Annotated in this window: 24 protein-coding genes, 1 tRNA gene and 1 pseudogene; 15 read left to right on the forward strand and 11 right to left on the reverse strand. The window is 68.4% G+C overall.

The window, feature by feature from the left end; genetic code table 11:
* Positions 1-83 precede the first annotated feature (83 nt).
* On the reverse strand, positions 84-830 hold the full coding sequence (locus LPB142_RS10650) for a DsbA family protein (RefSeq protein WP_071166364.1): 747 nt from the start codon (positions 828-830) through the stop codon (positions 84-86).
* 156 nt (positions 831-986) lie between these two features.
* Between LPB142_RS10650 and LPB142_RS10655 the strand changes: the two genes are divergently transcribed.
* On the forward strand, positions 987-2,126 hold the full coding sequence (locus LPB142_RS10655; RefSeq protein ID WP_071166365.1) for a pyridoxal phosphate-dependent aminotransferase: 1,140 nt from the start codon (positions 987-989) through the stop codon (positions 2,124-2,126).
* A gap of 51 nt (positions 2,127-2,177) precedes the next feature.
* Positions 2,178-3,401, forward strand: coding sequence for an N-acetylmuramoyl-L-alanine amidase (locus LPB142_RS10660; protein WP_071166366.1), 1,224 nt, complete (start codon positions 2,178-2,180; stop codon positions 3,399-3,401).
* Between the two features lie 150 nt (positions 3,402-3,551).
* Here the strand turns inward: LPB142_RS10660 and LPB142_RS10665 are convergent, their stop codons facing one another.
* Complete coding sequence (locus LPB142_RS10665) at positions 3,552-4,928, reverse strand: M20/M25/M40 family metallo-hydrolase (RefSeq protein WP_071166367.1); 1,377 nt, start codon at positions 4,926-4,928, stop codon at positions 3,552-3,554.
* A 207-nt stretch (positions 4,929-5,135) separates the two neighbouring features.
* On the opposite strand from LPB142_RS10665, the gene hemA reads away from it, so the two are divergent.
* From hemA to LPB142_RS10685, 4 genes are all read left to right on the forward strand, one after another.
* Positions 5,136-6,365 (forward strand): 5-aminolevulinate synthase, encoded by a 1,230-nt coding sequence (hemA, locus tag LPB142_RS10670; RefSeq protein ID WP_068766688.1) that lies wholly within the window; start codon positions 5,136-5,138, stop codon positions 6,363-6,365.
* A 111-nt stretch (positions 6,366-6,476) separates the two neighbouring features.
* On the forward strand, positions 6,477-7,706 hold the full coding sequence (locus LPB142_RS10675) for a helix-turn-helix domain-containing protein (protein ID WP_071166368.1): 1,230 nt from the start codon (positions 6,477-6,479) through the stop codon (positions 7,704-7,706).
* Positions 7,707-7,791: 85 nt separating this feature from the next.
* Complete coding sequence (gene ispG, locus LPB142_RS10680; protein ID WP_071166369.1) at positions 7,792-8,913, forward strand: flavodoxin-dependent (E)-4-hydroxy-3-methylbut-2-enyl-diphosphate synthase; 1,122 nt, start codon at positions 7,792-7,794, stop codon at positions 8,911-8,913.
* Positions 8,914-9,043: 130 nt separating this feature from the next.
* Entirely contained in the window at positions 9,044-9,718 is a 675-nt protein-coding gene (locus tag LPB142_RS10685) for a DUF1236 domain-containing protein (protein WP_071166370.1), read from the forward strand.
* A 210-nt stretch (positions 9,719-9,928) separates the two neighbouring features.
* Here LPB142_RS10685 and proB read toward each other — a convergent pair whose 3' ends face one another.
* The 9 genes from proB to LPB142_RS10730 form a co-directional block, all read right to left on the reverse strand.
* A complete protein-coding gene (proB, locus tag LPB142_RS10690; protein ID WP_068766684.1) occupies positions 9,929-11,044 on the reverse strand; it encodes a glutamate 5-kinase in 1,116 nt (371 codons plus the stop codon).
* On the reverse strand, positions 11,032-12,060 hold the full coding sequence (gene obgE / locus LPB142_RS10695; RefSeq protein ID WP_068766683.1) for a GTPase ObgE: 1,029 nt from the start codon (positions 12,058-12,060) through the stop codon (positions 11,032-11,034). The genes proB and obgE overlap by 13 nt, the downstream gene beginning before the upstream one ends.
* Before the next feature lie 131 nt (positions 12,061-12,191).
* Positions 12,192-12,728, reverse strand: coding sequence for a GNAT family N-acetyltransferase (locus LPB142_RS10700; protein ID WP_068766682.1), 537 nt, complete (start codon positions 12,726-12,728; stop codon positions 12,192-12,194).
* Positions 12,729-12,952: 224 nt separating this feature from the next.
* Positions 12,953-13,222 (reverse strand): 50S ribosomal protein L27, encoded by a 270-nt coding sequence (gene rpmA / locus LPB142_RS10705; RefSeq protein ID WP_068766681.1) that lies wholly within the window; start codon positions 13,220-13,222, stop codon positions 12,953-12,955.
* A 14-nt stretch (positions 13,223-13,236) separates the two neighbouring features.
* On the reverse strand, positions 13,237-13,623 hold the full coding sequence (gene rplU, locus LPB142_RS10710) for a 50S ribosomal protein L21 (protein WP_068766680.1): 387 nt from the start codon (positions 13,621-13,623) through the stop codon (positions 13,237-13,239).
* A gap of 184 nt (positions 13,624-13,807) precedes the next feature.
* On the reverse strand, positions 13,808-14,926 hold the full coding sequence (locus LPB142_RS10715; protein WP_071166371.1) for a CaiB/BaiF CoA transferase family protein: 1,119 nt from the start codon (positions 14,924-14,926) through the stop codon (positions 13,808-13,810).
* A 158-nt stretch (positions 14,927-15,084) separates the two neighbouring features.
* Positions 15,085-16,917, reverse strand: coding sequence for an ABC-F family ATP-binding cassette domain-containing protein (locus LPB142_RS10720; RefSeq protein ID WP_071166372.1), 1,833 nt, complete (start codon positions 16,915-16,917; stop codon positions 15,085-15,087).
* Positions 16,918-17,106: 189 nt separating this feature from the next.
* Positions 17,107-17,892, reverse strand: a complete 786-nt coding sequence (locus LPB142_RS10725; RefSeq protein WP_071167223.1) for a GNAT family N-acetyltransferase — start codon at positions 17,890-17,892, stop codon at positions 17,107-17,109.
* A gap of 128 nt (positions 17,893-18,020) precedes the next feature.
* On the reverse strand, positions 18,021-18,482 hold the full coding sequence (locus LPB142_RS10730; protein WP_071166373.1) for an outer membrane protein assembly factor BamE: 462 nt from the start codon (positions 18,480-18,482) through the stop codon (positions 18,021-18,023).
* A 161-nt stretch (positions 18,483-18,643) separates the two neighbouring features.
* Here LPB142_RS10730 and LPB142_RS10735 point away from each other — a divergent pair, with 161 nt between their 5' ends.
* From LPB142_RS10735 to LPB142_RS10775, 9 genes and pseudogenes are all read left to right on the forward strand, one after another.
* Positions 18,644-19,195 (forward strand): YceD family protein, encoded by a 552-nt coding sequence (locus tag LPB142_RS10735; protein WP_071166374.1) that lies wholly within the window; start codon positions 18,644-18,646, stop codon positions 19,193-19,195.
* A 234-nt stretch (positions 19,196-19,429) separates the two neighbouring features.
* Entirely contained in the window at positions 19,430-19,636 is a 207-nt protein-coding gene (rpmF, locus tag LPB142_RS10740; protein ID WP_068766675.1) for a 50S ribosomal protein L32, read from the forward strand.
* Positions 19,637-19,713: 77 nt separating this feature from the next.
* Positions 19,714-20,820, forward strand: coding sequence for a phosphate acyltransferase PlsX (gene plsX, locus LPB142_RS10745; RefSeq protein WP_071166375.1), 1,107 nt, complete (start codon positions 19,714-19,716; stop codon positions 20,818-20,820).
* 3 nt (positions 20,821-20,823) lie between these two features.
* A complete protein-coding gene (locus LPB142_RS10750) occupies positions 20,824-21,798 on the forward strand; it encodes a beta-ketoacyl-ACP synthase III (RefSeq protein ID WP_068766673.1) in 975 nt (324 codons plus the stop codon).
* Positions 21,799-22,003: 205 nt separating this feature from the next.
* Positions 22,004-22,306, forward strand: a complete 303-nt coding sequence (ihfA, locus tag LPB142_RS10755) for an integration host factor subunit alpha (protein WP_068766672.1) — start codon at positions 22,004-22,006, stop codon at positions 22,304-22,306.
* A gap of 52 nt (positions 22,307-22,358) precedes the next feature.
* A pseudogene (locus LPB142_RS19585) lies at positions 22,359-22,532 on the forward strand (MerR family transcriptional regulator); the annotation flags it as partial.
* A 266-nt stretch (positions 22,533-22,798) separates the two neighbouring features.
* Positions 22,799-23,356, forward strand: coding sequence for a hypothetical protein (locus LPB142_RS19590; protein WP_071166377.1), 558 nt, complete (start codon positions 22,799-22,801; stop codon positions 23,354-23,356).
* Positions 23,357-23,482: 126 nt separating this feature from the next.
* Positions 23,483-23,560 (forward strand) — tRNA-Pro (locus LPB142_RS10770).
* Between the two features lie 70 nt (positions 23,561-23,630).
* Positions 23,631-24,710, forward strand: a complete 1,080-nt coding sequence (locus tag LPB142_RS10775) for a 2'-deoxycytidine 5'-triphosphate deaminase (protein ID WP_068766670.1) — start codon at positions 23,631-23,633, stop codon at positions 24,708-24,710.
* Positions 24,711-24,819 lie beyond the last annotated feature (109 nt).

A 24,819-nucleotide genomic window follows, 5' to 3' on the forward strand; every position in this document is an offset into this window, starting at 1 on the left:
AGATGAAAGGGGGGATTTCATCTTGCCATAAATATCCCGGGGGGAGGCGGAGCCGGGGGGCAGCGCCCCCCTCCCCGCCGGGCTCAGCCGCGCTGGCCGTCGACGATCTCCTGCATCGTCGCAAGCGGCGCATAGCCGCGCATCAGCTCCTCGCCGATGATAAAGGCCGGCGTGCCCGAGATCCGCATCCGCTCGGCGAGCTGGTGGTTGGCGCGCAAGACCGCGGTGACCTCTTCCTCGTTCATCCGCTGCATGATCGCCTTGGCGTCGAGCTTGTTCTCCTCGGCGAGCCGGGTGAGGCTTTCGAGCGTGATCGCGCCGCGGAAACCGATCAGCGCGTCGTGGATGGTCTTGTAGGCCGCATCCCCCGCGATCTGCTTCACCGCCACCGCAAAGCGCGCCGAGAGCTCGCTTTCCTGGCCGAGGATCGGGAATTCCTTGACCACGAAGCGGATGTTGCCGTCCTGTTTGAGGAGCTCCTCCACCTCCGAATAGGCCTTGCGGCAATAGGTGCAGCGGTAATCCATGAACTCGACCACGGTGACATCGCCCTCGGGGTTGCCGCCGACCCAATCGGCCGGCGCCTCGAAGATGTCCTTGGCATTGGTCGCCACCAGAACCTTGTCGTTTTGCGCCTCGGCGGCCTGCTGGCGCTCTTCGAGGACATTGATCGCCTCGACCAGAACCTGCGGATTTTCCATCAGATAGGCCTTCACCGCCTCGCCAAAGGCCGCCTTTTCGGCATCGGTCATGGCGGAGAGGTCGAGCGCGCCGGCGGGGGCGGCGAGCGCGGTCGAGAGGGCGAGAGCGGCGAAAGTCGTGCGGATCATGGCGGTTCCTGGATCGGTGGGGCCCCGGGGGGCGGTTGGGCGGCACAGTGGCGGCTCGGGGCGGGCGGCGCAAGGGGGGCGCGGCACCGGGTCGCGCGTCTTGACCGCGCCCGGCCGCCGGCCTATCGCGAAGCCTCCCAAGCATGGAGCCGAAAGATGCGTTTCTCAAGCCGTGGTCAGGTCGATCCCTTTATCGTGATGGATGTGATGGAGGCCGCGCGCGCCGCCGAAGCTGCGGGGCGACACATCATCCATATGGAGGTGGGCCAGCCCTCGACGCCCGCCCCCGCGGTCGCGCGCGCGGCGCTGGCCGCGGCGCTCGAGCGCGAGGCGCTTGGCTATACGGTGGCGCTCGGCCTGCCTGAGCTGCGCGCGGGCATCGCGGCGCTTTACAAGCGCTGGTATGGCGTCGAGCTCGACCCCGCGCGGGTGGTGGTCACGGCGGGCTCCTCGGGGGCGTTCCTGCTCGCTTTCTCGGCGCTTTTCGATGCCGGTGATCGCGTCGCGCTCGGCGAGCCGGGCTATCCGAGCTATCGCCAGATCCTGCGCGCGATGTCGGTCGAGCCGGTCGGCATCCCCACCCGCGCCGAAAACCGTTACCAGCCGGTGCCCGCCGAGATCCCCGAAGGCGTCGCGGGGCTGATCGTGGCCTCGCCCGGCAACCCCTCGGGCACGATGCTCGGCGCGCCCGAGCTCGGCGCGCTGATCGAGGCCGCGCGCGCGCGCGACATCGCCTTCATTTCCGACGAGATCTATCACGGGCTCCATTACGAGGCCCGCGCGGTCACCGCGCTCGAGCTCTCCGACGAGGTCTTCGTGATCAACTCCTTCTCGAAATATTTCTCGATGACCGGCTGGCGGGTGGGCTGGATGGTGGTGCCCGAAAGCCATATCCGCACCGTCGAGCGGCTGGCGCAGAACATGTTCATCTGCCCGCCCCACGCCAGCCAGATCGCCGCACTTGCGGCACTCGAGGGGATCGACGAGCTCGAGGCCAACCGCGCCGTCTATGCCGAAAACCGCCGCCTCATGCTCGAGGGCCTGCCGCGCGCGGGCTTCACGAAAATCGCCCCCCCCGATGGCGCCTTCTACATCTACGCCGATGTCTCGGACCTGACCGAGGACAGCCGCGCGCTCGCCGCCGAGATCCTCGAGAAAGCCGGCGTCGCGGTCACCCCGGGGCTCGATTTCGACCCCCATCGCGGCGGCCGGACGCTGCGCTTTTCATACGCGCGCGCGAGCGCCGATATCGCCGAGGGGCTGGCGCGGCTGACCGCCTTCATGGCCTCTCGCTGAGACGCGCGCCCCGCGCTATAGTGGCGCAAACGGGGTCAACCGGACAGGCAGATGAAACGGATTTTCGCGGCACTCGCGCTGGGGTTCCTGGCGTTTTTCGGGGCTCTGACGGGCGCGCGCGCCGAAGAGCTCGCAGCGCTGGCGCGGCTCGAGCCCGCGCGCTCGGCGATCGTGGCGCAAGGCGCCGCGACCGAGATCACGCTCGGGCTGAGCCAGCCGGTGCCGTTTCGCGCCTATCTGCTCGACAGCCCGCGCCGCCTCGTGGTGGATTTCCGCGAGGTCGATTTCTCCGCGACCCGCGCGGAGGCGCTCGCCCCCGCCGGCGCGGTCGCGACCCTGCGCTGGGGCCGGTTCCGGCCCGGCTGGTCGCGGCTCGTGGCCGAGCTCAACACCCCCGTCGAGATCGCCGAAGCGGTGGAGCTGACTGAGCCCGGCGCCGCGCAGGTGCGCCTGCGGCTCCTGCCGGTGGCCGAGGAGGAGTTCGCCACCCGTGTCGGCGCGCCCTCCTCCGCGCTCTGGGATCTGCCGCAACCCGCCGCGACCGAGCCCCCCCACCGCCGCCAGGACGGCACCCGCCCGCTGCGCGTGGTGCTCGACCCGGGCCACGGCGGCATCGACCCGGGCGCCGAATCCGGCGCGCAATCGGAGGCGGTTCTGGTGCTGACCTTCGCGCGCGCGCTCAAAGAGGCGCTGACGCGGGCGGGCGTCGAGGTGGTGATGACGCGCGAGGAGGATGTCTTCGTGCCGCTCGAAACCCGGATCACGGTGGCGCGCGCAACCGGGGCGGATCTGCTGCTGTCGCTGCATGCCGATGCGCTGCCCGAGGGCGAGGCGACCGGCGCCACCGTCTATCACCTCGCCGAAACCGCCGAGACCGCCGCGACGCAAAAACTCACCGAGCGCCATGACCGCGACGATCTGCTCTCCGGGGTGGATCTCGCCGGCCATGACGATGCGGTGGCGATGGTGCTGATGGATCTGGCGCGCACCGAGACCCAGCCGCGCAGCCTGCGCCTTGCGCAAACCCTTGCCGGCGCGATCAAATCCGAAGGGCTCAAGATGCACAAACATGCCGTGCAGGGGGCGAATTTCTCGGTGCTGAAATCGCCCGACATCCCCTCGGCGCTGCTCGAACTGGGCTTTCTCTCCTCCGAGGCCGACCGCCAGCGCCTGCTCGATGACGCATGGCGGGCCCGCATGGCGCAGGCCGCGGCGCAAGGCGTGATGACCTGGGCGCAAGCCGATGCCGCCGAGGCGCGCCTCTTGCGCCAGTAACCCCGGGCCGAGCGGCGAAGGGGGCTCTGCCCCCTCTGCCTGCGGCATTCACCCCCGGGATATTTTCACATCGTTGAAGGGGAAAAGCCCCTCCTTCAATGATGTCCAAATATCCTCGGGGGTCCGGGGGCAGACAGCCCCCGGCGCAAGTCACTTGGCGATCCGGTCGAGGATCCGCGCCCAGGAGCGGATGCCCTTGTGGAAGCTCTTCACGTCGTATTTCTCGTTCGGGCTGTGGATCGCGTCATCGTCATTGGCGTAGCCGATCAGCATCGCATCCATCCCGAGGATCGACTTGAAGTAATAGGCGATCGGGATCGAGCCGCCCATGCCGACGATCACCGCCTCGCGGTTCCATTCCTCCGAGAGCGCCTGCCGCGCGGCCTCGAATTCGGGGCGCGAGGTATCCATCACCGCCGCGGGGGCGCCGTCGAGATCGCTGTCCCAGGTGATGCGCGCATCGGTGGGCAGCCGCGCCTCGACATGGGCGCGCAGCTTGCGCCGCACATCGCCCGGCTCCATCGCGCCGACGAGCCGACAGGTGATCTTGCAATGCGCCTCGGCCGGGATCACGGTTTTCGACCCCGCGCCCTGATAGCCGCCCCAGAGCCCGTTGATCTCGAGCGTGGGCCGCGCCCATTGCTGCTCGAGCGCGGAATAGCCCGCCTCGCCATGCGCGACCGTCATCCCGGCATGGCCGAGATAGGCCGCCTCGTCGAAGCCGCAGGCCTCCCACTGGCGCTTGAGCTCGGCCGGCACCTCGGCGACGCCCTCGTAAAAGCCCTCGACCGCGACCCGGCCCGCCTCATCATGGAAGCTCGCGATCAGCTTCGAGATTTCGCGCAAGGGGTTCAGCGCCGGGCCGCCGTAATGGCCCGAATGCAGGTCGATCCGCGGCCCGTGGAGGGTGAATTCCTCCTTCAGCATGCCGCGCAGCTGCCCCGCGATCGAGGGCACGCCGGGCGAGACCATCGAGGTATCGCAGATCAGCGCGAGGTCACAGGCGAGCTCGTCGCGGTTGGCCTCGAGGAACGGAATGAGCGAGGGCGAACCCGATTCCTCCTCCCCCTCGAAGAAGATCGTCAGGTTGCCGGGCAGCGTGCCGGTCACATCCTTGTAAGCGCGGCAGGCCTCGAGGAAGGTCATCAGCTGGCCCTTGTCATCGGAGGAGCCGCGCCCGCGGATCACCGGGCCGTTCGGGCCCTCCTCGATCGCGGGCTCAAACGGCGGCCGATCCCACAGCGTGAGCGGATCGACCGGCTGCACATCATAATGGCCGTAAAAGAGCAGATGCGGCCCCGGCCCTTCATGGCGCGCCACCACCATCGGGTGCCCCGGCACCCTCCGTTTCTCGGCCTTGAAACCGAGCGAATTCAACTCGGTAACGAGCCAGTCGGCGGCGCTCTCGCACTCTGCCTTATAGGCCGGATCGGTGGAGATCGACGGGATGCGCAGGAGCGTCATCAGCCGCTCCATCGCTTCGGGCAAGCTCTCGTCGATCCGGGTCAAAACGCTTTCGAGGGTCATGGTCTTCTCCTTGTCTTGGCCAGACCCTAGCACCCCGCGCGCCACTGTCCAGCGCAGCCCTGCCCTGCATTTCGAGACAGATCCGCCGCCCCGATTTCAATCCGCGACATTTTTGCGCTCCCTTTTTATGAGTTTGACCTTTATCAATGCCCGACGCGAACCGGGCCGGTATGGCTCACCCCAGCGAACTTTGGCGAGGGAAACGACATGGACTACAATCACGCACTCGATACCGCGATCCAACGGCTGCACGACGAAGGCCGCTATCGCGTTTTCATCGATATCGAGCGTGAGAAGGGCGCCTATCCGAAAGCGGAATGGACCCGTCCCGACGGCAGCCGCAAGGAGATCACCATCTGGTGCGGCAACGATTACCTCGGCATGGGCCAGCACCCCGCCGTCCTCGCCGCCATGCATGAGGCGCTCGACGCCACCGGCGCGGGCTCGGGCGGCACGCGCAACATCTCGGGCACCACGGTTTATCACAAGCGCCTCGAGGCGGAGCTGGCCGATCTGCATGGCAAGGAAGCCGCGCTCGTCTTCTCCTCGGCCTATATCGCCAATGACGCGACGCTCTCGACGCTGCACAAGCTGTTCCCCGGGCTGATCATCTATTCCGACGAGCTCAACCACGCCTCGATGATCGAGGGCATCAAGCGCAACGGCGGCGCCAAGCGCATCTTCCGCCACAATGACACCGCCCATCTGCGCGAACTCTTGGCCGCCGATGACCCGCAGGCGCCGAAGCTGATCGCCTTTGAATCGGTCTATTCGATGGATGGCGATTTCGGCCCGATCTCGGCGATCTGCGATCTGGCGCAGGAATTCAACGCGCTGACCTATCTCGACGAGGTCCATGCGGTGGGCATGTATGGCCCGCGCGGCGCCGGGCTTGCCGAGAAGCTCGGCGAAATGGGCCGCATCGACATCTTCAACGGCACGCTCGGCAAGGCGTTTGGCGTTTTCGGCGGCTATATCGCGGCCTCGGAAAAGATGGTCGACGCGATCCGCTCCTATGCGCCGGGCTTCATCTTCACCACCTCGCTGCCGCCGGTGGTGGCCGCCGGTGCCGCCGCCTCGATCGCGTTTCTCAAGACCGCCGAGGGGCAGAAGCTGCGCGATGCGCAACAGCTCCACGCCAAGGTGCTGAAAATGCGCCTCAAGGCGCTCGGCATGCCGATCATCGACCACGGCTCGCATATCGTGCCGGTGGTGATCGGCGACCCGGTGCATACCAAGGCGCTCTCCGACATGCTGCTCGAGGAATTCGGCGTCTACGTCCAGCCGATCAACTTCCCGACCGTGCCGCGCGGCACCGAGCGGCTGCGCTTCACGCCCTCGCCGGTGCACGATCTGGGGCAGATCGACCACCTCGTGCATGCGATGGATGCGCTCTGGTCGCGCTGTGCGCTGAATCGCGCCGAAGCCTCGGCCTGAGCCGCGTTCTGCGGGTGCACGGCTCTCTGGCTTGTGATAAACAGCGGCTAAGGATCACGGGCTTGGGGGCCCGAATCGTCCACCATTAGCGTTTGAGGCAGGGACAGGCACATGATCGGGCGGAGGAGCAAACCTTCGACGCAGGTTGAGGACAAGCCGAAAGGCTTCGACGATTTCGAGCTCAAGCTCGGCGACCTGATGCGCGGCGAGCGTGCAACGCTCGCGAAATCCCTTCTGGATGTGCAGCGCGAGCTGCGCATCAAGGCCGCCTATATCGCCGCGATCGAAAGCGGCGATGTCGCGGCCTTCGAGACCCCCTCCTTCATCGCGGGCTATGTGCGCTCCTACGCGCGCTATCTCGGCATGGACCCGGATTGGGCCTTCGCGCGGTTCTGCGCCGAATCGGGCTTCCAGCCGACCCATGGCATGGCGCCCGCCGCCTCGGGCCCGAAACCGCAGCGCCGCCCCGCCGAAGTGGCCGAGGCGCTGGCCAATCCGAACGCCTCCTTCATCCCGCGCGGCCAGGCCTTCTGGACGAAGATCGAACCGCGCGCGGTAGGCTCGGTGCTGGTGCTGGCGCTGCTCGCGGGCGGCATCGGCTACGGCGGCTGGTCGGTCCTGCAAGAGGTCCAGCGCGTGCAGCTCGCCCCCGTCGATCAGGCGCCGGGCGTGGTGGCCGAGCTCGACCCGCTCGCCGCGGCGCAGCCCGCCGAGACCGAGACCGAGACCGCCTCGGCCGAGGACAGCCTGCCCGAGCTCCCCTCCGCCGAAGCGCTCGACCGGATCTATCGCCCGGCCGCGCTCGACACCCCGGTTCTGATCGCCCGCGATGGCCCGATCGCCGCGATCGACCCGGCGCAGGCGGGGCTCCTCGTCGGCACCGGCGCCGCGGCCCCCGCCGCGCCCGCCGGCAACTCGATCGAGATGGCGCTCGCCGAAGCCGGCGAAAGCGCCCTGCCCTCCGGCCCCGCGGTCGTGCGCACGCTCGGCGCCGAGGCGCCCGAGGTCGAAGTGCTCGCCGTCCGGCCCTCCTGGGTGCGGATCTCGGCAGCCGACGGCACGGTGATCTTCGAGAAGGTCATGGATGCGGGCGAACGCTTCGCGCTGCCCAAACTCGCCGAAGCGCCGCAGATGCGCACCGGCGAATCCGGCGCGATCTATTTCGCGGTGAATGGCGTCGCGCATGGCCCGGTCGGCGCGCGCGGCGAGGTCACCAAGGGCATCGTGCTCTCCGCCGAGGCGCTCAGCGCGAAATATGCCGCCGCCGACATGGCCTCGGACAGCGATCTGGCCAAGATGGTCGCGGTTGCCGACAGCGGCGCCCCGGTGCCGGTCGAATAACCTTCCGCGCGCCGCGCTCTGCCAGCCGTTGCCCTCGGGCGACGGCTGTCCTATGTCTGGGGCGGCTCAGTGTCGGAGGCTCCATATGTCGCTCAACCCCGTTCGCCCGTGGCGCAATATCTACCGCCGCACCTCGCGTCAGATCATGGTCGGGCGCGTGCCCGTGGGCGGCGATGCGCCGATCTCGGTGCAGACGATGACCAACACCGACACCTCCGACGTCAAGGCGACGCTCGATCAGGTGCTGCGCGCGGCCGATGTCGGCGCCGATATCGTGCGCGTGTCGACCCCCGATGAGGCCTCGACCCGCGCGCTGAAGGAGATCTGCCGCGAGAGCCCGGTGCCGATCGTGGCCGATATCCATTTCCACTACAAACGCGCGATCGAGGCGGCCGAGGCGGGCGCGGCCTGCCTGCGCATCAACCCCGGCAATATCGGCGATGCGACCCGCGTGCGCGAGGTGATCCGCGCCGCCAAGGACCACGGCTGCTCGATCCGCATCGGCGTGAACGCGGGCTCGCTCGAGAAACATCTGCTCGAGAAATATGGCGAGCCCTGCCCCGAGGCGATGGTCGAAAGCGGGCTCGACCATATCAAGATCCTGCAAGACAACGATTTTCATGAGTTCAAGATCTCGGTGAAGGCCTCCGACGTGTTCCTCGCCGCGGCCGCCTATCAGGCGCTGGCCGAGGCCACCGACGCGCCGATCCACCTCGGCATCACCGAGGCTGGCGGGCTGATGTCGGGCACGGTGAAATCCGCGATCGGGCTGGGCAACCTGTTGTGGATGGGGATCGGCGACACGATCCGCGTGAGCCTCTCGGCCGATCCGGTCGAGGAGGTCAAGGTCGGCTACGAGATCCTGAAATCGCTCGGCCTGCGCACGCGCGGCGTGCAGATCATCTCCTGCCCCTCCTGCGCGCGGCAGGGCTTTGACGTGATCAAGACCGTCGAGGCGCTGGAAAAACGCCTCGAGCATATCAAGACGCCGATGAGCCTGTCGATCATCGGCTGCGTGGTGAACGGCCCGGGCGAGGCGCTGATGACCGATATCGGCTTCACCGGCGGCGGTGCGGGGTCGGGCATGGTCTATCTGGCCGGCAAACAGGACCACAAACTCTCCAATGACAAGATGATCGACCATATCGTCGAGCTCGTCGAGAAACGCGCCGCCGCCATCGAGGCCGAGGAAAGCGCCAAGGGCTGAGCGCGCGGGTTCCCGCCGAGACCCTGAAAACATCGTGACCGCCCGGGCCGGAACCTCTCCGCCCGGGCGGTGTTCTTTCCCCATAGGGCGCGGCGCCCGAACGGCCCGCGCGAAAGTGAGGAGAAAGACCATGACCCTTCGGAACACCCTGCTGCCGCTGACCTTGGCCGGCGTGATGATCGCGGGCTCGGCCTCGGCCTTCGAGGCGGTGACCACCGAGCCCTCGAACCTGCGCGCGGGCCCGAGCGCCGAGACCGCCGTGCTGACCGGGCTGAACGCCCAGACCGCGCTCGAGGTGAACGGCTGTCTCGATACCCGCGACTGGTGCGAGGTGAAGACCGGCGGCCAGATGGGCTGGCTGCGCGGCACCGAGATCGCGGTGAAATCGGGCGATGCGATCATCCCCCTCTCCGATGGGCCGAAGGATCTGACCGTGAAAACCGTGACTTACGTCGACAAGGCCGAGCATGAAGAGCATGAGGGCGCAACCGCCGCCGGCATGACCGCCGGCGCCGCCGTGGCCGCCACCGCGGTCGGCGGCCCGGCGGCGATGATCGCCGGCGCGATCATCGGCGGCTCGCTCGGCGCGGCGGCGAGCGTGCCCGACGAACAGGTCGTGACCTATGTCGAGGCGCATCCGGTCGACCCGATCTATCTCGAGGGCGAAGTGACCGCCGGCGCGATCCTGCCCGAGACCGTGACCCTCGTCCCGGTGCCCGACACCACCTACGCCTATCTCAACGTCAACGACCGGCCGGTGCTCGTCGAGCCGGAGACGCGCCAGATCCTCTATGTGGTGAACTGAGCCTTGGGGAGGCCGGACCTCGCGCCCGGCCTTCCTCCCCTTCGGCGGGCTGATCGGGGGCTCTGCCCCCGGAGGCGTTGCCTCTCCCCCCGGGATATTTCGACATCGTTGAAAGCAGTCTCTCCTGCGTTTCAATGATGTGCAAATATCCCGGGGGTGAATGGCCGCAGGCCAGAGGGGGCAGCGCCCCCTTCGCCCCCGGCGTCAGCTTCAGCCGATCGCCATGTCGTCGCGGTGGATCAGCGCCGCGCGGCCAGGATAGCCGAGGATCTCGCCGATCTCGCGCGAATGGTGGCCGGCAATCGCGCGCGCCTCTTCCGAGGTGTAGCGCACGAGCCCCTTGGCCAGCACCGCGCGGTCGGGCCCGGCGATCGCCACCGGCTCGCCGCGGCCAAAACGGCCCACCACCTTCGTCACCCCCGCCGGCAGCAGCGATTTGCCCGAAGCCAGAGCCTCGACCGCGCCGGCATCGACGAAGATCTCGCCGCGCGGTTTCATCGCCGCGATCCAGCGTTTGCGCGCGGCCTGCGGGTCGCCCTCGGGCAGGAACCAGGTGGTGTTCGCCCCCTCGGCGAGCGCGGTCAGCGGGCGCGCGACCGAGCCCTCCATGATCGCCATCGCACAGCCCCCCGCGACCGCGGTTTTCGCGGCGAGGAGTTTCGTCTTCATACCCCCCTTCGAGAGGCCGGAGATCGGGTCGCCCGCCATCGCCTCGATCTCGGGGGTGATATGCTCGACCAGCTCAAAGCGCGTGGCGCTCGGGTCTTCCTTCGGGTTGGCGGTGTAGAACCCGTCGACATCGGAGAGCAGCACGAGCTGATCGGCGCCCACCGTCACCGCGATCTGCGCCGCCAGCCGGTCGTTATCGCCAAAGCGGATCTCGTCGGTCGCAACCGTGTCGTTCTCGTTCACGATCGGCACGACGCCGAGGCCCAGAAGCGTCTCCATCGTCGCGCGCGAGTTGAGATAGCGGCGGCGGTCGTCGGTATCTTCGAGGGTGACCAGCACCTGCGCGGTCTTCACGCCGTGGGGCGCGAGCACCTCTTCATAGGCGCGCGCGAGGCGGATCTGGCCCACCGCGGCGGCGGCCTGGCTTTGCTCGAGCGGCAGCGCGCCCGCGGGCAGGCCGAGCACTCGGCGCCCGAGCGCGATCGAGCCCGAGGAGACGATCACCACATCGGCGCCGCGCGCCCGCGCCTGCGCCACATCGAGCGCAAGCGCATGCAGCCACTCGGTCTTCAGCCCCTCGGCGCCGACCAGAAGCGCCGAGCCGATCTTGATCACCAGCCGCTGGGCGGCCCGCACATCAGGTTTCACGGATGCCACGCCCCGCCCTCATCGCCCGCTTCGGCGCGATCCTCCGAGATCTCGGCCCAGAGCGCGCGCAGCACCTCGTTGACGCCCTTTTTCGCCGCCCCCGACATCAGGAACACCGGCCCCTCGACCGCTTTCTCGAGCGCGCGTTTGCGGTTCGAGAGCGTCTTCGGGTCGAGCGCGTCGATCTTGTTGAGCACGGTCACGCGGGGCTTGTCGGCGAGCTCGGGCGAATAGGCCTCGAGCTCGGCGATGATCGTGCGGTAATCCTTGGTCAGCGTCGAGGAGGTGCCGTCGACGAGGTGCAGGAGCACCGAGCAGCGCTCGACATGGCCGAGGAACTGATCGCCAAGGCCGCGGCCCTCGGAGGCGCCCTCGATCAGGCCGGGGATATCGGCGATCACGAATTCGCGCCCGTCGATGCCGACGACGCCGAGGTTCGGGACCAGCGTGGTGAAGGGGTAATCGGCGATCTTCGGGCGCGCGTTCGAGACGGCGGCGAGGAAGGTCGATTTGCCGGCATTGGGCAGGCCCAGAAGCCCCGCATCGGCGATCAGCTTGAGGCGCAGCCAGAGCGTGCGCTCGACGCCCTCCTGGCCGGGGTTGGCGCGTTGCGGGGCGCGGTTGGTCGAGCTCTTGAAATGCAGGTTGCCCCAGCCGCCGTTGCCGCCCTTGGCGAGCAGGATCCGCTGGCCGACCTCGGTCAGATCGGCGATCACCGTCTCTTCATCCTCGTCGATGATCTCGGTGCCGACCGGCACGCGCAGCACGATATCGTCGCCGTCCTTGCCGGTGCGCTGCGAGCCCATGCCGTGCTGGCCGGATTGGGCGAAGAAATGCTGTTGGTAGCGGAAGTCGATCAGCGTGTTGAGCCCGTCGACGGCTTCGGCCCAGACCGAGCCGCCCTTGCCGCCGTCGCCGCCATCGGGGCCGCCGAATTCGATGAATTTCTCGCGCCGGAAGCTGACGCAGCCCGCGCCCCCGCCGCCGGAGCGGATATAGACTTTCGCAAGATCGAGAAATTTCATCGCATGAGCCCTTGTTGCAAGGCGTCCGTTTACGCCGCGCGGGGCGTTTGATCAAGGCCCGGCTTGGGGAGCGCAGGATGCGGGGGCGCTGCCCCCGCGCCCCCGGGATATTTTGGGCAAGATGAAGGGGGTTACATCTTGCGCAGATAGGTCCAGGTCGGGACGCGGGCGCCACGGGCGACGGACCAGCTCTCGGCATCGCCCAGATAGTCGAAGCCGCAATTGCTCAGCACTCGCGCGGAGCCCGGGTTATCCTGAAAGACCTCGGCAAAGAGGGTGCGGCTGTCATGGGGATTGGCGGCGACCAGTGCCGCGACCGCCTCGGAGGCGAAGCCCGTGTTCCAGAACCCCGGCGCGACCCAGAAGCCGACCTCGGATTGATCGGGTTCGATGCGGGTGAGCGAGACGACGCCGAGCACTTCGGCGAGCCCCTGGCCCGAGCCGTCGAGCGCCCAGACATCCTCGCGCCGATCCGCCCCTTGGGCGCGGGCGATATAGGCCTCGGTCGCGCCCGGCGGCAGCGGATGGGGGATCGCGCGGGTGCCTTCGGCGACCCGTTTATCCGCGGTATACAGGGAAATCAGCCCGGCATCCGAGCGGCGCAGCGGGCGCAGAACGAAGCGGCCGGCCTCGATCACGGGTTGCGCGGTAATGGTTTCCTGAAACATGGGCGCTCCTCCTCGAACGCGGTCATTCTGACCTTGGCCCTTAAATGGGGCGGGTTGATGACAATTTAACCCAACCCCGTTGAAATTTTATTGATGAACGGGCGCTTGCCCCCTGCCCGCTCCGATCCGGCCTCCCAACCGGACCCAAGCGGGGGCCCGGAAACGCGAAGGGGGACCGGCGTTTCGCCGATCCCCCCCAAATGCGTATCCGGGTAGCGCTCGGCTTACTCGGCCGCCTCCGCAACGGGGAGCACCGAGATGAAGGTGCGGCCCTTGAGGCCCTTGCGGAAGGTAACCTTGCCTTCGGTGACGGCGAAGATGGTGTGATCGCGGCCCATCATGACGCCTTCGCCCGGCCACCAGGTGGTGCCGCGCTGACGGACGATGATGTTGCCGGCGATGGCCGCCTGGCCGCCGTAGAGTTTGACGCCGAGGCGACGACCAGCGGAGTCGCGACCGTTACGGGACGAACCGCCTGCTTTCTTGTGTGCCATCTGTCAGTCTCCTCTTACTTCGCTTCATGCGCGGCGACGCGCGCAGCAGCGGTGCCGACGGCTTCCTTCACGCCCGAGGCAGCGGCGCCCGAGGCGAGAACCTCGGTCACGCGCACCAGCGTCAGTTTCTGACGGTGGCCACGGGTGCGCTGCGACGAATGTTTCCGGCGGCGCTTGTGATAGGTGATGACCTTGTCGGCCTTGATGTTGTCGATGACTTCCGCAACGACCGCGGCACCTTCGACGAGCGGGGCGCCAACGGTCAGGGTGTCACCGCCGACCATCAGAATTTCATTGAACTGGACTTTGTCGCCAGCTTCAGCGGCAATCAGCTCCACGCGGAGCACATCGCCCGCCTGAACCTTGTATTGCTTGCCGCCAGTCTTGAGGACCGCAAACATGGGCCATTCCTTCGTGTCAGCCGCGCCCTGTGGCACCTTGCGGTTTACCGGGTTGCCCCGCCTCGGACAGCGCGCCCCTGAGGGGCGGTGTGAAAACAAAACCCCCGCGAGAAGAGACTCCTCCCGCCGGGTCTGCGGCTTATCGGTGAACTGGCGCCCCCTGTCAAGCCCCGATCGCCCGCTGTTACAGGGCCGCCCCCCAGCGCGCCAGCGCCTCGGCCGCGGTGATCCGCGCGCGCGTCGAGCCCGGGCCGATCGCGCCCGGGGTGGCGGAAAACTTCGGCGCCGGCGCGGGCTGGGTCATGCCCTCATGCTCGAGATAGGCCCCGCGCGCGATGTTATGCGGATGCGCCGCGGCCTCGGAGAGGCTGAGCACCGGCGTCGCACAGGCATCCGAGCCCTCGAAGATCGCGGCCCAGTCGTCGCGGCTGCGCTCCAAAAACCGCGCCCCGATCGCGGCGCGCAGCGCGGGCCAGGCGGCGCGGTCGCCCCGGTCGGGCAGATCGCCCGGGGCAAAGCCCATCAACTCCTGAAAGAGGCGCCAGAATTTCTCCTCGATCGGGCCGATCGCCATATGGCCACCGCAGGCGCAGGGGTATATCCCGTAATAGGGCACGCCGCCGTCGAGCAGGTTGACCCCGCGCCGCTCGGCCCAGAGCCCGTTGCCCTTGAGCCCCCAGATCATCCCCAACAGCCCCGCCACCCCGTCGGTGATCGCGGCATCGACGACCTGCCCCTGCCCCGTCGCCCGCGCGCGCCAGAGCGCCGCCATCATCCCGAAGGCAAGCCACAGCGTGCCGCCGCCGAAATCGCCCACCAGATTGAGCGGGATCGTGGGCGTCTCGGGCGTGCCGATCGCATGGAGCGCGCCCGAGAGCGCGATGAAATTGATGTCATGGCCCGCGGTCTGCGCGAGCGGCCCGGTCTGGCCCCAGCCGGTCATCCGCCCGTAGACAAGCGCGGGGTGATCGGGGAAATCGGCGGGGCCGAGGCCGAGCCGCTCCATCACGCCCGGCCGCATCCCCTCGATCAGCCCGTCGGCGCGCGCAATCAGCGCCCGCGCCACCGCGAGATCAGCCGGCGCCTTCAGATCGAGCTCGAGCACATCGCGGCCGCGCTCGAGCGGGTCGTTCTCCATGCCGAGCACATTATGGGCCGCGCCCGCGGAATCGGGCCGCGCGATGCGGATCACCTCGGCGCCGAGGTCGGCAAAGAGCTGGGCGGTGAAGGGCGTGGGGCCGAGGCCCGAGATCTCGACGAGGCGCAGGCCGGCAAGCGGGCCGCGGGCGGGCTGGTCAGTCATGAAGGCTCCCGTTGCAAGCCGGGGGTTTTGCACCCCCGGACCCCCGCAGGATATTTCAGGCAAGATGAAGGGGAAGCCGGGGATTTCGTGACGCGACGTCATCCGTTTCTTCTTGGCCCAAATACGCCCGCCGGAGGCGTCCGCGGCCAGCCTCAGGCTCAGCCGCCCGCCTTTTCCTCGAGCGCGAGCCATTCCTCCTCGGCCGCCTCGAGCGAGGCCTGACGCTCGGCGAGCATCTCGGTGGCTTTCTTGAACTTCACCGGCTCGCGCGAGAAGAGCTCCGGGTCGGCGAGCAGATCGACGAGTTTGCGGATCTCGAATTCGAGCTTTTCCATCACCCCGGGCAGCGCCTCGAGGCGGTGTTTCTCGGTGAAGGAGAGGCCCGATTTCTTCGGCGCCTCTTTCGCGGCGGGGGCGGCCTCTTTCGGGGCGTCTTTCTTCGGCGCGGGCTTCGTCGCGGCGCCTGCGGGCGCTTCGGCGCTCAGGAGTTTTTGCGCCTGATAATCGGACCAGCCGCCGGCATAGACGGTTGCCCGCCCGTCGCCCTCCATCGCGATCGTGGTGGTGGCCACGCGGTCGATGAAATCGCGGTCGTGGCTGACGAGGAGCACGGTGCCGTCATACTCGCCCAGAATGTCCTGGAGCAGATCGAGCGTCTCGACATCGAGATCGTTCGTCGGCTCGTCGAGCACCAGAACATTCGAGGGCCGCGCCATGATCCGCGCAAGCAGCAGCCGCGCGCGCTCGCCCCCCGAGAGCGAGCCGATCGGCGCGCGGGCCTGTTGCTCGTCGAAGAGGAAATCCTTGAGATAGGCCACGACATGTTTGGGCGTGCCGCGCACCATCACCTGATCAGAGCGCCCCGAGACCCGCATATCGGGGTCGTTGACCATGCCATCCCAGAGCGTCATCGAGAAGTCGAGCGTGGCGCGGGCCTGGTCGAAGACCGCGATCTCGAGGTTGGTCCCTTGGGTGACCGCGCCCGCATCGGGGGCCACCTCGCCGGTGAGCATCTTCAGAAGCGTGGTCTTGCCCACACCATTCGGGCCGACAAAAGCCACCCGGTCGCCGCGCAGCACGCGCAGATCGAACCCCTTGACGATGGCCTTCTCGCCAAAGACCTTCTCGAGCCCCTTGGCCTCGATCACCCGTTTGCCCGAGGGGCCGGAGGTTTCGAGCTCCATTGCGGCGGTGCCCTGGCGGCGGATCTGGCCCGCGCGCTCGGCCCGCAAGGCCTCGAGCGCGCGCACCCGGCCCATATTGCGTTTGCGCCGCGCCGAGATCCCCTCGACGGCCCATTTCGCCTCGGCCTTGATCTTGCGATCGAGCTTGTGGCGCGCCTCGTCCTCCTCGGCCCAGATCCGCTCGCGCCATTCCTCGAAGCCCTCAAACCCCTGCTCGGTGCGGCGCACCGTGCCGCGGTCGATCCAGAGGGTCGCGCGGGTCAGATGGCGCAAGAACGCCCGGTCGTGCGAGATCAGCACAAAGGCGGTGCGGGTCTGGCGCAGCTCGGCCTCGAGCCAGCCGATCGCCTCGATATCAAGGTGGTTGGTGGGCTCGTCAAGCAGCATGAGCTCGGGCGCCTCGGCCAGAAGCTTGGCCAAAGCCGCGCGCCGCCGCTCGCCCCCCGATGCGGTCTCGACCGGCGTCTCGGGGCGGAATTTCAGCCCCTGGGCGACCATCTCGACCTTGTAACGCTCCGCATCCCCCAAGGCCGAGGCCGCGAAATCGCCCAAGGTGGCAAAGCCCGAAAGATCCGGCTCCTGCTCCATATAGCCCACCCGCACGCCCGCCGGCACCACCCGCTCGCCCTGATCGGGCTCGACCAGGCCGGCCATCACCTTCATCAAGGTCGATTTGCCCGAGCCGTTGCGCCCGACCAGCGCCACCCGGTCGCCCGGTTGAACGGTGAGATCGAGCCCGTCGAAGACAGGGTTACCGCCGAAAGTCAGCGTGATGCCGGAAAGCTGGAGAAGAGGTGCGCGTGCCATGCGCCCGGGCTACAGGCGCGCGGGCAAAACGTCAACGGGGGCGCAGCGGCGAGCGCGGAGGGGGCGCTGCCCCCACTGCCCTGCGGGCAGCCCCCCGGGATATTTATGGCAAGATGAAACCCACTCCGCTTTTCATCTTGCCCCAAATATCCCGGGGGGAGGCGAAGCCGGGGGGCAGCGCCCCCCTCCTCAGCCTGCCACGAGGCGCAGCGCGCGCGCCCGCGCCGGCGGGATCGCCCGGATCTCGAGCCCGGTGAAGACATGGAGCGTATTGAGATCGGTATCCACCACCGCATGATCGCTGACCCAGCCGCCCATCATCAGATAGGTGCGCAAAAGCGGCGGCATTTTCAGCATCGCCTGTTTCGGATCGCCCCGCCGCCCGATCAGCGCGCGCGCATAGCGCACCACTTTCGGCGCCTTCACCCTTGGCCACCAGCGTTTCGGCGCCAGATGCCGCTCGGCCAGCACCGCGAACGCATCCGCATAGCCCTCCCAATCGGTGCCCATGAAGGAGGAGCAGCCAAACAGCATCTCCACCCCCGCCTCGTCGACGAAGCGCGTCATCGCCCCCCAGGCGAGGCGCAGGATATCGGGGTCGGTCACCTCCGGGTCGATGCAGAATCGCCCCATCTCGACCATCGGCCCGTTGAAATCGCGCAGCGCGTCGAGCTCGTAATATTGCGCCGAATAGCTGCGCCCGATCTCCGAGCCGTCCTTGAGCGGCAAGAGCCGGAAACAGCACACCAGACGCCCGCCCGCGATCTCCTCGACGAGCACATGCCGACAGATCGCATCGAAATCATCGGCATCGAGCGCGCTCTCCGCCGGCGCCTCAGCCCCGCCCCGAGCCTCACCCCGGGCCCCACCCCGGGCCCCCACGAACGCCCGCCAGCGCAGCGCCTGCGCCGCCGCCAGATCCTCGGGGCTCGTCGCCAGACGCACCCGGTAGCGGCCCTTCTCGAACACCTGCATCTTCGCCTCACCCATGCATGGCCCGACCCGGGCCGAGCATAGCCCAACCCCCGCCCGCGGCAAAGCAAAACCGCCGCAGCGCAGCGCGCCCGGCGGTTTCTCTGATCCCGACCCCCGCGCGGGGGCGATCAGTCGACGATCTGCCCCGCCGAGACGCGGCCGAGCGAGCCGAGGAGCTGGCGGATCACGCCCATGCCCTTGACCGAGCTCGCCGTGACGCGCCGCGACAACACCACGACCTCGCCGCGCTCCATCCCGAACCGCTCGACATTGGCGACCTTGTCGGCGCCGTCGAAGCTCACCGCAACGACCTGCCGGTCGATTTCCTTGGGCGGCAGCGCGCCGTAATATTTCCAGCGCGAGCCGACATAATACCAGCTCGCCCCCTCCATCAGCCCCGTCGAGGCCGGCCGCCCGATCGCCGCGGCAACCTCCTCGCGGGTCGATTTGCCGACCACGATCTGCGCCAGATCCGCATCTTCGGGCACGTAGCCATGGTTGCGATAGATCGCGGCGCACCCGCCCACGGCCATCATCGCGCCAAGGCACAGCGCCAGCGTCACCCGCCGGGTCATGCCCGATCCGCTCATCGCGTCGTGTCCCACCTCGATCCCCCTCTTGCCTCGGAGCCTGCGGCCTTTTATCCCGCTTACAACAACCCGGCCCGGCCCTCAAGCGCGATGCGCCCGCGGCCGGCGGCCCCCGCCGCCCCCGCCCCGCCGCCTTGACCGCCCATTCGAAGGAGCCCGCGATGACCGAAGACGCCCTGCCTTGGAGCGCGCCGCTGCGCGTGGCCGATCTCAACGGCCGCAAACCGACCCGCTTTGCGCTCAGCCTGCCCGAGGATCTGCGCGCCGCGGTGGCCCAATGGACCGATATTTCCGCGCTCGACAGCCTGACCTTCAAGGGCCAGCTCACGCCGCGCGGGCGCAACGACTGGCAGCTCGAGGCCGAATTCGCGGCCCGCGTCGTGCAGCCCTGCGCCGTCACCCTCAAGCCGGTGAAGACCGCGCTCGCCGAGACCGTCACCCGCCATTATGTCGCCGATCTGCCCGAACCCGAGGGCGAGGAGGTCGAGATGCCCGAGGATGACAGCCTCGAGCGGCTCGGCACCGAGATCGACCTCGCGGCGGTGGCGCTCGAGGCGCTCGAGCTCGCGCTGCCGCTCTACCCGCGCGCGCCCGATGCCGACGAGGCGAAACTCTCCGCCGCCCCCGAGGGCGCCGCGCCGCTCACCGAGGAAGCGACGCGCCCCTTCGCGAACCTGCGTGATTTGCTGGCCAAACGCGACGAAAGCGAGTAAAGCACCCCCGCGGCGGCCCCTCGGGGCCCCTCGCAAGCGCCTTTTTCGCCCCGTTCCGGCCCGCCCGGAACCCGACAAAAAAAGCGAAATTTAGGACTTGCGCCGGGACAGAATCGCAGTATGTTCCCGGCCTCATTCAAAGTTTGGGTTCGCACCCGGTTCGCCAGCGCGCTCCAGTGACGAAACTCTAGGAAAATCAGGGCCTTCGCGCCCAATCAGACCCGAGGTTGAGACATGGCTGTCCCCCAGAACCGAGTCACGCGCTCCCGCCGCAACATGCGCCGCGCGCATGATGCTCTTGTCGCCGGCAACCCGGCGGAATGCCCGAACTGCGGCGAACTCAAGCGCCCGCACCACGTCTGTGGCGCCTGCGGTCACTATGATGACCGTGAAGTGGTCGCGCAGACCGCCGAAACCGATCTGGACGACGACGCGGCGTAAGCCGCGCCGCTCGCGCACGGCTTTGCCGACGCCCGGGCCCCGGCCCGCCGCGCCTTGCAAATCTGTCTCCGATCGATATGGCTGACGCAGTTCACGCTCTTGGCACGACGGCGCCGGGAACCTCCGGCGCCCTTGTCATCTCTGTCGATGCGATGGGCGGCGATCGCGGCCCGGAAGCGGTGCTCGACGGGGTGGCGATCGTTGCGAAATCCTCTCCTGCCCTGCGCTTCATCGTGCACGGGCCCGAAGCCACGCTCGCGCCGCTGCTCGCGGCCCGCGGGCTGTCCGGCGTTTGCACGCTGCGCCACGCCGAGGGCGTCGTCACCATGCACGACAAACCCTCCGCGGTGATGCGCAACGGCAAGGGCACCTCGATGTGGTCCACGATCGAATCGGTGCGCGCCGGCGAGGCCGAGGTCGCCGTCTCCTGCGGCAACACCGGCGCGCTGATGGCGGTCTCGATGCTGCGGCTGCGCAAGATGCCGGGCGTGAACCGCCCCGCGATCGCCTCGTTCTGGCCCTCGCGCAACCCGTCGGGCTGGAACGTGATGCTCGACATGGGCGCCGATGTGAAGGCCGATGCGCCCGATCTGCTGACCTATGGGCTGATGGGCACCTCTTACGCGCGCAACGCGCTCGGGCTCACCCGCCCGCGGGTCGGCCTGCTCAACGTCGGCACCGAAGAGCACAAGGGCCATGCCGAGCTGAAAGCCGCCTATGAGCTGATGCGCGCGGCCCAGGACGCCGGCCAGTTCGAATTCATCGGCTTCGTCGAAGGCAATGACCTGCCCTCGGCCCGCGTTGACGTGATCGTGACCGACGGTTTCACCGGCAATATCGCGCTGAAAACCGGCGAGGGCACCGCGAAACTCGCGGGCGATCTCTTGAAGGACGCGCTCACCGCCTCGTGGCTGTCGAAACTCGGCGCGCTGCTCGCGATGGGCCCGCTCAAACGCATGAAGGCCCGCATCGACCCGCGCCGCGCCAATGGCGGCGTGTTCCTCGGGCTGAATGGCACGGTGGTGAAATCCCACGGCGGCGCCGATGCCACGGGCTTTGCCGCCGCGCTCGAACTCGCCGCGCGCCTCGCACGCTCGGGCTTCCGGGCAAAACTCGCGGCACGGGTTGCCTCTGCGTCAGTCTCGGGGCAGGATGCGCCCGATATCGAGGCAGTCAGCGAGTAAAAGATGAAAATCAGAGCCGTGGTTCGGGGCGTCGGCCATTACCTGCCCGAGCGTATCGTCGAGAATACCGAATTCGAAGCCTCGCTCGAGACCACCGATGACTGGATTCGCGCCCGCACCGGCATCGAGCGGCGCCATTTCGCCGCCGAGGGCGAGACCACCTCGCAGCTCGCGATCAAGGCCGCCCAGGCCGCCCTCCTCGACGCCGAGATGAGCGCCGACCAGATCGACGCGATCGTGGTCGCCACCTCGACGCCGGACCTCACCTTCCCCTCGGTCGCGACCATGGTCCAGGCCGGCCTCGGCTCGACCCGCGGCTTCGCCTATGATGTGCAGGCGGTCTGCGCGGGCTTCATCTATGCGCTCGCCAATGCCAACGGCCTGATCGTCTCGGGCCAGGCCGAACGGGTGCTGGTGATCGGCGCGGAGACCTTCTCGCGGATCATGGACTGGACCGACCGCGGCACCTGCGTGCTCTTCGGCGATGGCGCGGGCGCGCTCGTGCTCGAGGCCGCCACCGGCTCGGGCCAGAACGGCGACCGCGGCGTGCTGGCGACCGATCTGCATTCCGACGGCCGCTACCGCGAACTCCTCTATGTCGACGGCGGCGTCTCCTCGACCGGCCAGGCGGGCCATCTGCGCATGCAGGGCAACCAGGTCTTCAAACACGCCGTCCACAAGCTCGCCGAAACCGCCCATGCCGCGCTCGACAAGCTTGGCCTCTCGGGCGAGGATGTCGACTGGATCGTCCCCCATCAGGCCAATCTGCGGATCATCTCAGCCACCGCCGAGCGCATGCAGGTGCCGATGGAGCGCGTCGTCGTGACCGTGCAGGACCACGGCAATACCTCCGCCGCCTCGATCCCGCTCGCGCTCTCGGTCGGGCGCGCGCGCGGCCAGATCAAGACCGGCGATCTGATCGTCACCGAGGCGATCGGCGGCGGGCTGGCCTGGGGCGCGGTCGTCCTGCGCTGGTGAGTGCCGTTTCTTCTTGGCCCTAAATACGCATACCCCGGCCTGAGCCCGCGTGGCGGCCGCGATTTTGCGTATTTGGTCCAAGAAGAAGGCGGAACCACAGAGTTTTCGGCCCGCAATCCTGCCTCAACTGCGCCGCGCAAGTCATTGATATTGACTCGGGATTTCTTTGCGCCCATCGTGGCCAAAATCACTCCGGGGGGATGATATGTCCGAGAAGACCCTTACGCGTATGGATCTGAGCGAGGCGGTGTTCCGCGAGGTCGGCCTGTCGCGCAACGAATCTGCGCAGCTCCTTGAGAGCGTGCTGCAACACATGTCCGACGCGCTGGCCGCGGGCGAGACGGTGAAGATCTCCTCCTTCGGCACCTTCTCGGTGCGCGAAAAGAGCTCGCGCATGGGCCGCAACCCGAAGACCGGCGAGGAGGTTCCGATCTCGCCGCGCCGGGTGTTGTCGTTCCGCCCCTCGCATCTGATGAAAGAACGCGTCGCCGCGGGCAATTCCAAATAATCGGCCCGGATCGGGCCCCGGGCGGGCCTGAGCCCCCGAGCGAGGCGGTGTGATGTCCAAATCAGCCGAAGCATTCCGCACGATTTCCGAGGTCGCCGACCTGCTGGAAACGCCCACCCATGTGCTGCGATTCTGGGAAAGCCGCTTTCCCCAGATCAAGCCGGTGAAGCGCGCGGGCGGGCGGCGCTATTACCGCCCCGATGATGTCATGCTCCTCGGCGGCATCAAGAAATTGCTGCATGAACAAGGGCTTGCGATCCGCGGCGTGCAGAAGATCCTGAAGGATGAGGGCGCCCGGGCGGTGATGGCGCTCTCCGGGCTCGAGCTTGGCTCCGAGAAGGAGGGCGCCGATGTCGCGCAGACTGTCGCCTCGCTGATCGAGGCGCCGGAGCCCGCGCCGGTGGTGACGCTCCACGCCGCGCCTGCCGTGGAAGCCCCCCCGAGGAAGCGCCCGCCACCGCACAGGCCGAGGCGCCCGAGGCGGCGATCGCGTTGCCGCCGCTCGCGCCGGCCGTCGAACCGCCCGCCGCGGAGGCGCTGTTCCCGCTCGACCCCGACCTTCCTGAAGCCGAAGCCGAGCCCGCACCGCCCCCGGCCGCCGCGCCGCGGATCATCCGCCCCACGCCGGTGCGCAAGGGCGGCTGGCAACAGCGCTCGCTTTTCGACGACCCGCCCGACGAGCCGGACGAGCCCCTGCTCGAAAGTGATTCTCCCGCGAGCGCCCCGGAAGAGGCCCCCGAGGCGCCCTTCGCCTTCGATGTGCCCGAAGAGCCCGCAGCCGCGGCCGCGCCGGCCCAAGTGGTCAGCCTGATGATTCCCACCCGCGAAGCGCCGCCCGCGCCCGCCGCGCCCGAAACCGCGCCCGGGGCCGAGGCCGAGGCCGCGCCCCTGCCCGCGCCCGAGCCGACGCCTCTCGCCCGCCTCGCCCTGCGCTTGGCCGCGCTCGCGCCCGGCGCGCTCAGCGCCCAGGAACGCACCCGCCTCGTGATCGCGCGCGAACGGCTGCGCGGCCTTGCCGGGCGCCTCGGCCAGCCGCCGAAATCGGCGTGAGCGCCGCGCCCAAAGGCGCCTGCGCCCGCCGCCCCGCCGCCGCCGCCCCGCCCCGTGCAAGTCGTTGCAAAAATCTGCGTTTTGCCGCTTGCGCCCGGGGCCCGCTTGCCTCTATATGCCCCTCGTCGGGCCGTGGCGCAGCCTGGTTAGCGCGTCCGTCTGGGGGGCGGAAGGTCGAGAGTTCGAATCTCTCCGGCCCGACCAATCCGAACAACGCCCACTCCGTAACCCGGGGTGGGCGTTCGCATATCCGCGCCCAGGAGGGGAGCCCGAGATGACCCAAGGCGTCCTGCCCGACCGTTCGATCCGCGCCATGATCGCGCGCGGCGAGATCACCGCCTCCGAGCCCGTCACCCCCGGCCAGATCCAACCCGCGAGCCTCGATCTGCGGCTCGGGCGCATCGCCTACCGGATCCGCGCCTCTTTCCTCGCCGGGCCGGGCCAGCCGATCGCGACGAAACTCGGCGAGTTCGAGATGCATCGGATGGATCTCGACGCGGGTGCGGTGCTCGAAAAGGGCTGCGTCTATCTCGTGCCGCTGATGGAGGGGCTGGCGCTGCCCGAGGGCATCACCGCCGTCGCCAATGCGAAAAGCTCGACCGGCCGGCTCGACCTGCTGACCCGGGTGATCACCGATGAGGGCACGGAATTCGACCGTATCCCCGCAGGCTACGCGGGCCCGCTTTACGCCGAGATCTGCCCGCGCAGCTTCTCGGTCCTCGTCCGCCCCGGCATGCGCCTCAACCAGATCCGCTTCCGCGCAGGCCAGGCCGCGCTCTCGGATGCCGAGCTCAAGGCCCTGCACGCCGCCGAGCCGCTCGTCTCGGGCACCGCGGTGATCGACCACGGCCTCGGTTTCTCGGTCGATCTGCGCCCCGAGAGCGGCGATCTGGTCGGCTACCGCGCCAAACCCCATACCGGCGTGATCGACCTCGACCGCATCGCCCATTACCCCGCCTCGGATTTCTGGGAAGAAATCCGCACGCGCGAGGGCCGGATCATCCTCGACCCCGGCGCCTTCTATATCCTCGTCTCGCGCGAGGCGGTGACGATCCCGCCCGATTTCGCCGCCGAAATGGCGCCCTATCTGGCCATGGTCGGCGAATTCCGCGTCCATTACGCGGGCTTCTTCGACCCGGGCTTCGGCCATGGCGCGGCTGGCGGCACCGGCTCGCGCGGCGTGCTCGAAGTGCGCTGCCATGAGGCGCCCTTCGCGCTCGAGCATGGACAGGTCGTTGGCCGGCTCGTCTATGAACGCATGGCAGACCGCCCCGAGCACCTTTACGGCGCCGATCTGAAATCGAACTACCAGGGCCAGGGCCTCAAACTCGCCAAACATTTCCGCGCGGGGTAAGGGGGCGCAGCCCCCTCTGCCTTCGGCATTCACCCCCGGGATATTTCGGCATCGTTGAAAACAGCCCTTTCATCTTGCCCTAAATATCCCGGGGGGAGGCGAAGCCGGG

The sequence above is a fragment of the Rhodobacter xanthinilyticus genome (assembly GCF_001856665.1).
GTDB classification, from domain to species: Bacteria; Pseudomonadota; Alphaproteobacteria; order Rhodobacterales; family Rhodobacteraceae; genus Rhodobacter; species Rhodobacter xanthinilyticus.